The 2,123-nt window shown below is 56.9% G+C and carries 1 protein-coding gene; it reads left to right on the top strand.

The window, feature by feature from the left end:
* Nucleotides 1-20 precede the first annotated feature (20 nt).
* Nucleotides 21-2,093, top strand: coding sequence for a TonB-dependent receptor (locus IP81_RS04360; protein ID WP_054106774.1), 2,073 nt, complete (start codon nucleotides 21-23; stop codon nucleotides 2,091-2,093).
* Nucleotides 2,094-2,123: the final 30 nt, after the last annotated feature.

Raw genomic sequence — 2,123 nt, 5'->3', positions numbered from 1 at the left:
CCGTAACGACTGCTGAACAATTGGGTCGTGACCAGATCTACTCACTGACCGATCTTCAGCGCATTACGCCCGCCCTTCAGGTCAGCCCCAGCTTTGGTGGGGACATCAACGGCGGCGCGGGTATTCGTGGTATCCGCACGCAGGCTTTCAACCCCAGCGTTCATCCGTCGGTTGCCATCGTGATCGATCAGGCGGCCGCAGGCAACGTGACCTTCCCGATCCTGCATGATATTGCTCAAGTCGAAGTCCTGCGCGGGCCTCAAGGGACGCTGTTCGGCCAGGGTGCTTCGGCTGGTGTGTTGAATGCTTCCACCGTAGCCCCCGAAATTGGTAAGACCTCGGCCAATTTCAATCTCGACTATGCCGATGATGGGTTCGCCGGTTCGGAACAGACCGAGATTGTGGCTCGTGGTGGCATGAGCTTCTCGCTTGGCGACAAGGTGGCTGTGCGTCTTGCAGGTTTCTACCGGCAGGAAGTCGGTTTGCGGACCAACGTCTTCCTCAACGATCTCGATCAAGAAGAAAACCAGTTCGCAATCCGTGGCCGATTGCTGTTCGAGCCGACCGATACCCTCCGCGTTCACCTGATCGGTGACTATGCAGAGATTGATCAGAACGGGGTAAACTTCTTCTCCCCGACCCTCGCACCGACCAATCCTGCCTCTCAAGCTAACCTGAGCGCCTGCGGCCTTACTCCTGACCGTATTACGACGCGTGCCCGGTTCTTCTGCGAGGACAGGCAGTCGCAAGAAACACGCTCAATCATGAGCCTTACTGGGTTAATCGAAGCCGATCTGACCGACAATCTTTCGCTGACGTCGGTGACATCCTATCGGGATCTGGCAGTGCAGACGCCAAACGTAAATCTCTCTCTTCGTGCACTCGGCAGAGCGGCACGCTCGGAAAACCTGCAAGGCAATTACCAGCAGTTCACTCAGGAACTGCGGCTGGGCTATCGGGGCAGTGGCTTTGATATTGTGGCAGGGGGCTATTTTGCCGACTTTAAGTATGCTCAGGTTCCACTCGATCCCAGCCTGCCGTTCGGGGATACGCGCCCGGGTTTCCGGACCGGCTTCAGCATTTGCGCTCCGGACGGTACCAACTGCGGCCCGAACCCGACTTTTGTCCCTGAACGGGCAGAGAACCGGACATTGGCGCTGTTCGCGGACGCGACGGTCGAACTGACTGACAAGTTGGAATTGTTTGGCGGCTTGCGCTTCACCGATTACAAGAACGACAGTGGTTTTGGCCAGAACACGCTGAACCCCACCGAATTCGGCTCAATCAGCGAAACCAACCTGTCAGGTCGCATCGGCCTGAGCTATCAGCCCAACCCGGATACCAACATTTACGGGTCTTTCGCGCGGGGCTACAAGCCCTCGGCCCTCACCTTTCCGGCTGATCCGGGCCAGCCCTTCATCCCGCTCGCAGCCGAAGAAAACACCGCCTTCGAACTCGGCGCAAAGACCATGGTCGGTCGCATCCAGCTTGATATCAACGCCTTCTATATGAAGGTTGCCAATTTCCAGGGCCAGGAAAGCATCTTCGTCGGGAGTGATCTGGTTTCTCAGGCGCGGAACATTGGTGATGTCGAATCCTACGGTTTTGAAGTTAATGCTTCGGGCCAGGTGAACGACAACCTTTCGATAAACGCTGGCTATACGTTCAACCCCGTTCTCTATCCCGATGTTTTCCTCGGCGACGATGGCACCGATCTCAGCCGCCAGCAGCTGATGTCGGCGCCGAAGCACAAGTTCGTTATTTCGGGCGAATATGTTCAACCAGTCAGCTCCGATCTTGAAGCATTCTTTAACACCAACATCGTCTACCGAAGCTCGCTCCGGCTGGCTAACCGCAATTCCGAGCGGTTCGTTGATCCTGCTGGGGAGCTCGTAAATCTTCGTTTCGGCGTCCGCCAAGCCGATGGTAAGTGGACCGCCTCTTTGTTTGTCAGAAACCTAACGCAGAACCGCGAAGCTGCATCTGCAATCCCTCTGAACTTCCGGGGTTCGGATGATGGCAGCGTCCGCAGCGTGCCAATTGCAGGCCTGACCACCCGGGTCGTCGGCGCCTCGGTCGGCTTCAACTTCTGAGGCCGGTCTTGACCATTCGCCCCTTCATCT

It is taken from the genome of Novosphingobium sp. AAP83 (genome assembly GCF_001295795.1).
Lineage (GTDB): Bacteria > Pseudomonadota > Alphaproteobacteria > Sphingomonadales > Sphingomonadaceae > Novosphingobium.
The sequence above is the reverse complement of the archived record's forward strand: the minus strand, read 5'-3'. Positions and strand labels throughout refer to the sequence as shown.